Genomic DNA, 6,457 nt, shown 5'->3' on the forward strand with positions numbered 1-6,457 from the left:
GACGATGCCGGGCGACAGCATCCTGGGGGTGCCGAGCGGCGTCGCGCCGGATGAAGCGGTGCGGATCGCGATGCGTCGCGACCGGCTGCTCGCCGCGCTGACCCTGACCGCCGGCATCGGCCTGATCTTCGCCACCCCCTTCGCCTTGAAGGAGGGGGCCGAATTCTTCCTGCCGCTGACCACCGCGCTGGTGATCGCGGTGGCGATGGTGCCGATCCTCGAATGGATGGAGCGGCGCCGCGTGCCGTCGGCGCTGGCGGCGATCCTGTGCATCCTGCTGTTCCTGATCGCGGTGAACATCGCGCTGGCCGCGATCGTGGTGCCGGCGACCGACTTCTTCCGCCTGCTGCCGAGCCGGATCGGGCGTATCCAGGACAATCTGGCGCCGCTGCTCGATCTCTATTCCAGCCTGGAACGCTATGCCAACAAGGCGCTGCACCAGATCGCCTCGACGCCGATCCGCTCGTCGCCGACCGCCGCCGTCGCGCCGCCCTCGTCGATCCTCGAACTGGCCGCCACCTCCGCGCCGGCGGTGATCGTGCAATTCCTGTTCGGGGTGCTGATCGTCTTCTTCTTCCTGTCCGGCTGGACGCGGATGCGGCAGAAGACGATCACCGGCCGGACCAGCTTCGACGGCGCGATGGCGACCGCCCGCGTCATCCAGGACGTGGTCGACGACGTGTCGGCCTATCTGGGCACGATCACGCTGATCAACGTCATCCTGGGCATCGTGACGGGCACGGCTTTATGGGCGATCGGGATGCCCTATCCGGCGATGTGGGGCGGCATCGTCGCACTGCTCAACTACATCCCCTATTTCGGGCCGGTGATCGGGGCGTTCCTGCTGGCGCTGGGCGGATTGATGACGTTCAACGACATCTGGACCGCCCTGTTGCCGCCGGTGGTGATGTACGGCCTGCACCTGGTCGAGGCGAATGCGATCACGCCCTTCATCGTCGGCCACCGGCTGACGATCAGCCCGCTGCTCATCCTGATCTCGCTGAGCTTCTGGGGATGGGTATGGGGGACGCTGGGGGCGCTGCTCGCGGTGCCGCTGCTGATCATCCTCCAGACCGTGCTGGGCGCGGCGGGCAAGCCGGATATCGCCGGCTTCCTGTTCGAGCACGGCACGCTGGTCCATCAGGGACGCGAGCGGCGGCAGCGGGGCATGGGAAATGCGGCCGGCGACGAAGGAAAATGAAAAGGGCCGTTGACAGCCCCCCGCCTGTCGCATAGTGGGCCGGCCTCGCTTCGCAAGCGGGTGTAGCTCAGTTGGTTAGAGCGCCGGCCTGTCACGCCGGAGGTCGCGGGTTCGAGCCCCGTCACTCGCGCCACCCCCTTTCGGGGATGGTGCGGAAGCAGGAAGTCGCCGATGTTCGCGGGCCATTAGGTTCGCAGGGTCTGCGGGTGTAGCTCAGTTGGTTAGAGCGCCGGCCTGTCACGCCGGAGGTCGCGGGTTCGAGCCCCGTCACTCGCGCCACCCGGCGCAAGTTCATACCTCGAAATTCAGCGCCAGCGCCCCGTCTCCATCCATCGGAGCAGCGGCTTGAGCGGCGCGATCCAGACCAGTCCCGTGACGGCGTAGAACAGGAGCTGCGCCGTCCAGTGCCAGCTGCCGACCAGGCCGGACAGGCTGGCGACCAGCCCCACCCAGATCACGATCAGCGCCAGGATCAGCAGCGCGCCGGCGGGTTTGCGCCAACTGGGGGTCATGCGGTGGGGTCCATGATGCTGATCCATTCCTGTTCGGTGGCGATGGCGTGCAACGGCACGTCCCATGGGTCCGGCGTTATCGGCGGCAGTTGCTGCACGCTCCATGCGATGCCGATCCGAATCGCCTGGGGGACGGTGGCGAAGGCGCGGTCGTAATGGCCGGCACCTTGCCCGATCCGGTTGCCCGAACGATCGAAGCCGACCAGCGGCGTCAGGATCAGGTCGGGTCGCAGCTCTGGCGAGCCGGCGGGGGGATTGCGCAGGCCGAAGGGGCCGGGCTCATGGGCCCGTCCGTCCCAGGCCAGGAAGCGGAGCGGCGTCGCCCGGTCGACGACATGGGGCAGCGCCAATCGTGCGCCGGCCGCCAGCGCGGCCTGTGCGAAGGGGGCGGGGTCGGCCTCGCCGCCCATCGGTGCGTAGCTGGCGACGACCAGCGCCGGCCGCAGGAGCACGAGGAAGGCTGCCGGCACCGGCAAGGACTGCGGCGGCACCACATCGCGCAACGCCCGCAGACGGGCGCGCAACGCGCGCTTGTCGGTCGAGGGGCGTGCGTCGGTCACGAGCGCACGCGCAGGACGGGAATGAAGCGGGTGGCGGGACCGCCATGGCCGTTTGCCATTGTATCCACCGACGCCCAGTACGTCAGGTGGGGACCATGTGCGTCGGACCAGGGTCCGGGCAGGGACAGCCCCCTTGGATGAAGAATAGCCTCAGGGATATAAGAGGCTCGCACCGGGCAGTACCCGCCGCCCATCTATCTAGGCGCTCGGGGGCGATTGCTCAAGGGCATCCGCCAGCGCTTCCAGCCGATCCGCGATCCGCAGCAGCGCCGGTTCGCTGACCGCCGAGCCCGGCGGCGGCCGACTCTCCGATTCGTCGAGCGCATCGGCGAGCATCAGCGCGACATAGAGCATCGCGCGTTCCGGCTGGCCGTTGGCGGCGCGGTCGGCGGCGGGCCAGCGTTCGGCGACCATCCGGCCGAGCGACTGGAGCCGTGCCTCCTCGCCATCGCGGCAGGCGACGGGGAAGGGGCGGCCGCCGATATTGAGCGTGACGGTCGCCATCAGCGGCGGCCCTGCGCGGGCGCGGTGGCGGGGGTGCGCGCGATGACCTCGTCGAGCGCCGATACCGCCTCGGCCATCCGGGCCTTCAGGGCGGCGTGGCGCTTGGCAAGGGCTTCGCTGTCGGCGGCGCGCACCGCGACGGCACGCTCGATCCGGGCGATCGCGCCTTCGATCCGGTCGGCGGCGGAGGTGTCGCTGGGGTGTTCGGTGGCGGGCAGATCATCCATTCGGCCGGAGTAGGGATGCAGTGGAGACGCGGCAAGGGCCGCGAACCGTTGTTGCGATGGTTGACAGGCAGGGCCGACGATCCGAAAGGCGCGGACGTTCGGCCCCTCCGCGACTTCGCCGTCGCTGGGCCACTATCCGAAGGAGCAGGCGCGATGACGGTGAAGGTAGCGATCAACGGGTTCGGGCGTATCGGTCGCCTGGTCGCCCGCGCGATTCTGGAGCGCGGCGACGGCCAGCTCGAACTGGTGGCGATCAACGACCTGGCCGATGCCAAGTCCAACGCATGGCTGTTCAGCCGCGACAGCGTCCATGGCCGCTATCCCGGCGAAGTGTCGGCCGAGGGCAACGACATCGTCATCGACGGCAAGCGCATCCGCGTCACCGCCGAGCGCGATCCCGCCAATCTGCCGCACCAGGAACTGGGCGTCGAACTGGTGCTGGAGTGCACCGGCTTCTTCACCGACCGCGCCTCGTGCCAGAAGCATATCGATGCGGGCGCGAAGAAGGTGCTGATCTCGGCCCCCGGCAAGAATGTCGACCTGACCGTCGTGTTCGGCGTCAACCACGACCAGCTCGGCGCGGACCACACCATCGTGTCCAATGCCAGCTGCACCACCAACTGCCTGGCGCCGGTCGCCAAGGTGCTGAACGACGCGATCGGCATCGAGCGCGGCCTGATGACCACGGTCCACGCCTATACCAACGACCAGAAGATCCTCGACCAGATCCATCCCGACCTGCGCCGCGCCCGTGCGGCCGCCATGTCGATGATCCCGACCACCACCGGCGCGGCGCGCGCGGTGGGCGAGGTGCTGCCGGAGCTGAAGGGCAAGCTGGACGGCTCGGCGATCCGCGTGCCGGTGCCGGACGTCAGCCTGGTCGACCTGACCTTCACCCCCAAGCGCGACACCACGCGCGACGAGGTGAACGCGATCCTGAAGGCGGCGTCGGAAAGCGGCCCGCTGAAGGGCGTGCTGGTCTATTCGGACGAGCCGCTGGTCTCGATCGACCTGATGCACTCGCCCCAGTCCTCGACCGTCGACAGCCTGGAGACGGCGGTGATCGACGGCAAGCTGGTCCGCGTCGTGTCGTGGTACGACAATGAATGGGGCTTCTCCAACCGCATGGTCGACACCGCGACCGCGATGGCGCGGTTCCTCTGAACCGCGACCTGCCCGTCCACGCCGATGCGTCCGTCATGCCCGTCACGGGGCTGACGGGCGTGCTGGCGGGTATCGCCCGCCATGCCCGCCCCAAGGGGCCGGTGGAGGTGATCGACGCGGTCGACATCTCTCTCGATGCCGGCCTCGCGGGCGATAGCCGTGGGCTGGTCAGGCCCGGCGGGCGCGGCCGGCGTCAGGTGACGGCGATGGCGCGGACGGGTTGGGACCAGGCGCTGGCCGAACTCGACCCGGCGCTGACCCATGACCTGCCCTGGCAGGAGCGGCGCGCCAACCTGCTGGTCGACGGCCTCGTCCTGCCCCAGGTGGCGGGCGCGCGGTTGCGGATCGGCGCGGCGGTGGTGCTGGAAATCACCATGGAATGCGAGCCCTGCCAGCGCATGGATGCGCTGCGGCCGGGATTGCGACGGGCCCTGACCCCGGACTGGCGTGGCGGCGTGTGCACGCGCGTGCTGGCGGGCGGGCGGATCGCCCTGGGCGACATCATCAGGATCGAGGAAGCATGACCAAGCCGTTCAAGACGCTCGACGATATGGGCGATATCCAGGGCAAGCGCGTGCTGGTGCGCGAGGATCTCAACGTGCCGATGGCGGACGGTCGGGTGACCGACGACACGCGGCTGCGCGCGACGCTGGCTACCGTTAGCGAACTGGCGGATCGCGGCGCGATCGTGTTGGTGCTGGCGCATTTCGGCCGCCCCAAGGGACAGCGTAATCCCGACATGTCGCTCGCGATGGTGACCAAGCCCTATGGCGAGGTGCTGGGCCGGCCCGTCCGCTTCGTCGATTGGGACGGCGCGGCCGAGGCGGTGGCGATGCTCCAGCCCGGCGATGTCGCGGTGCTGGAAAATACCCGCTTCTTCCCCGGCGAGGAGAAGAACGATCCCGCGCTGGTCGCCGAGATGGCGAAGCTGGGGGATCTTTACGTCAACGACGCCTTTTCCGCCGCGCACCGCGCCCATGCCTCGACCGAGGGGCTGGCGCATGTGCTGCCCGCCTTTGCCGGCCGGGCGATGGAGGCCGAGCTCGATGCGCTGGAAAAGGCGCTGGGCCATCCCACCCATCCTGTCGCGGCGGTGGTCGGCGGGGCCAAGGTGTCGAGCAAACTTGACGTGCTGCGCCATCTGGTCAGCCGGGTCGATCACCTGATCATCGGCGGCGGCATGGCCAACACCTTCCTGGCGGCGCGCGGCGTCGATGTCGGCAAGTCGCTGTGCGAGCATGACCTGACGGGCACCGCCGAATCGATCCTGGACGCGGCGGATGCGGCGAACTGCACGGTCCACCTGCCCTATGACGTGGTGGTGGCGCGCGAGTTCAAGCCGAACCCGGCGACGCGCACGATCAACGTCCATGAGGTCGCGGCGGACGAGATGATCCTGGACGTCGGCCCCGCCGCCGTCGAGGCGCTGGGCGATGTGCTCAAGAACTGCCGGACCCTGGTGTGGAACGGACCGATGGGCGCGTTCGAGACGCCGCCCTTCGACGTGGCGACGGTGTCGCTGGCGCGCACGGCGGCGGCGCTGACGCAGGACGGCTCGCTGGTCTCGGTGGCGGGCGGTGGCGACACGGTCGCCGCGCTCAACCAGGCGGGCGTGGCGGGGGCCTTCACCTTCGTCTCGACGGCCGGCGGCGCGTTCCTGGAATGGATGGAGGGCAAGGACCTGCCCGGCGTCGCGGCGCTGATGAAGTAACGGCTCCTCCTCCCTGCACGGGGCGGCGGCGGCGCCACGCGCCGTGCAGGGAGGAACGATGCGCCCTCACTGCGCCTTGAGCAGCGGCATCAGTTCGCGGTTCAGATCGTCCAGGTCCATCGCGCCCGCCTTGGCGTAGCGGACGATCCCGGCGCGATCGATGATATAGTTGGTCGGCACCGCCGGCATCTCGCCCGACAGGCCCTTCATCCGCTTGACCGAGGGGATGGCCATGGCGGCGAACAGCGTTTTCAGCCGGTAGACGGGCACCGACCCCTCGGTCGTGACCGCATAGGCGCGAAGCCCGTATTTCTGCGCCGAGCGGTAATAGGAATCGAGCAGGGGCAGTTCCTGCCGGCACGGCACGCACCAGGTCGCCCAGAAGTTGAGCAGCACCACTTGCCCCTTGAGATCGGCAAGCCGCACCGTGCTGCCGTCGACCAGCGTCAATTCCGCATCCGGCGCCGGTTCGCCGACCTTGACCGTCCGGCTTCCCGCCCAAAGGGACGACGGCACCGCCAGCATCGTCATCGCCGCCGCTGCGGCCCACATCCTCTTCATCCCCATCCCCCTCATGG

At 69.1% G+C, this 6,457-nt stretch carries 9 protein-coding genes and 2 tRNA genes; 6 read left to right on the plus strand and 5 right to left on the minus strand.

Translation table 11 applies throughout. The features are described from left to right. Window positions 1-4: 4 nt before the first annotated feature. From BRX43_RS01210 to BRX43_RS01220, 3 genes are all read left to right on the plus strand, one after another. Window positions 5-1,201 (plus strand): AI-2E family transporter, encoded by a 1,197-nt coding sequence (locus tag BRX43_RS01210; protein ID WP_164523491.1) that lies wholly within the window; start codon window positions 5-7, stop codon window positions 1,199-1,201. A gap of 56 nt (window positions 1,202-1,257) precedes the next feature. Next, window positions 1,258-1,334, plus strand: a tRNA-Asp gene (locus BRX43_RS01215). Window positions 1,335-1,403: 69 nt separating this feature from the next. After that, window positions 1,404-1,480, plus strand: a tRNA-Asp gene (locus BRX43_RS01220). Window positions 1,481-1,506: 26 nt separating this feature from the next. Here the strand turns inward: BRX43_RS01220 and BRX43_RS01225 are convergent. The 4 genes from BRX43_RS01225 to BRX43_RS01240 all read right to left on the minus strand — a co-directional run bounded on the left by BRX43_RS01225 (window position 1,507) and on the right by BRX43_RS01240 (window position 3,004). Further along, window positions 1,507-1,713 (minus strand): DUF2842 domain-containing protein, encoded by a 207-nt coding sequence (locus tag BRX43_RS01225; RefSeq protein WP_125992986.1) that lies wholly within the window; start codon window positions 1,711-1,713, stop codon window positions 1,507-1,509. After that, window positions 1,710-2,273, minus strand: a complete 564-nt coding sequence (locus BRX43_RS01230; RefSeq protein ID WP_125992987.1) for a 5-formyltetrahydrofolate cyclo-ligase — start codon at window positions 2,271-2,273, stop codon at window positions 1,710-1,712. Before BRX43_RS01230 ends, BRX43_RS01225 begins: the two co-directional genes overlap by 4 nt. A gap of 198 nt (window positions 2,274-2,471) precedes the next feature. Beyond that, complete coding sequence (locus BRX43_RS01235; RefSeq protein WP_125992988.1) at window positions 2,472-2,777, minus strand: cell division protein ZapA; 306 nt, start codon at window positions 2,775-2,777, stop codon at window positions 2,472-2,474. Next, complete coding sequence (locus BRX43_RS01240) at window positions 2,777-3,004, minus strand: hypothetical protein (protein WP_125992989.1); 228 nt, start codon at window positions 3,002-3,004, stop codon at window positions 2,777-2,779. Before BRX43_RS01240 ends, BRX43_RS01235 begins: the two co-directional genes overlap by 1 nt. A 153-nt stretch (window positions 3,005-3,157) precedes the next feature. On the opposite strand from BRX43_RS01240, the gene gap reads away from it, so the two are divergent. The 3 genes from gap to BRX43_RS01255 are packed head-to-tail and all read left to right on the plus strand — an operon-like array spanning window position 3,158 to window position 5,879. Next, entirely contained in the window at window positions 3,158-4,168 is a 1,011-nt protein-coding gene (gene gap, locus BRX43_RS01245) for a type I glyceraldehyde-3-phosphate dehydrogenase (protein WP_125992990.1), read from the plus strand. A 35-nt stretch (window positions 4,169-4,203) separates the two neighbouring features. After that, on the plus strand, window positions 4,204-4,692 hold the full coding sequence (locus tag BRX43_RS01250) for an MOSC domain-containing protein (protein WP_125992991.1): 489 nt from the start codon (window positions 4,204-4,206) through the stop codon (window positions 4,690-4,692). Continuing rightward, window positions 4,689-5,879, plus strand: coding sequence for a phosphoglycerate kinase (locus BRX43_RS01255; RefSeq protein ID WP_125992992.1), 1,191 nt, complete (start codon window positions 4,689-4,691; stop codon window positions 5,877-5,879). Before BRX43_RS01250 ends, BRX43_RS01255 begins: the two co-directional genes overlap by 4 nt. Window positions 5,880-5,945: 66 nt before the next feature. On the opposite strand, the gene BRX43_RS01260 is transcribed toward BRX43_RS01255, so the two are convergent. Continuing rightward, a complete protein-coding gene (locus BRX43_RS01260) occupies window positions 5,946-6,455 on the minus strand; it encodes a TlpA disulfide reductase family protein (protein WP_346962842.1) in 510 nt (169 codons plus the stop codon). Between the last annotated feature and the right edge of the window lie 2 nt (window positions 6,456-6,457).

Origin of the sequence: Sphingomonas sp. S-NIH.Pt15_0812 (assembly GCF_003951315.1) — a bacterium.
Classification (GTDB): Bacteria; Pseudomonadota; Alphaproteobacteria; order Sphingomonadales; family Sphingomonadaceae; genus Sphingomonas.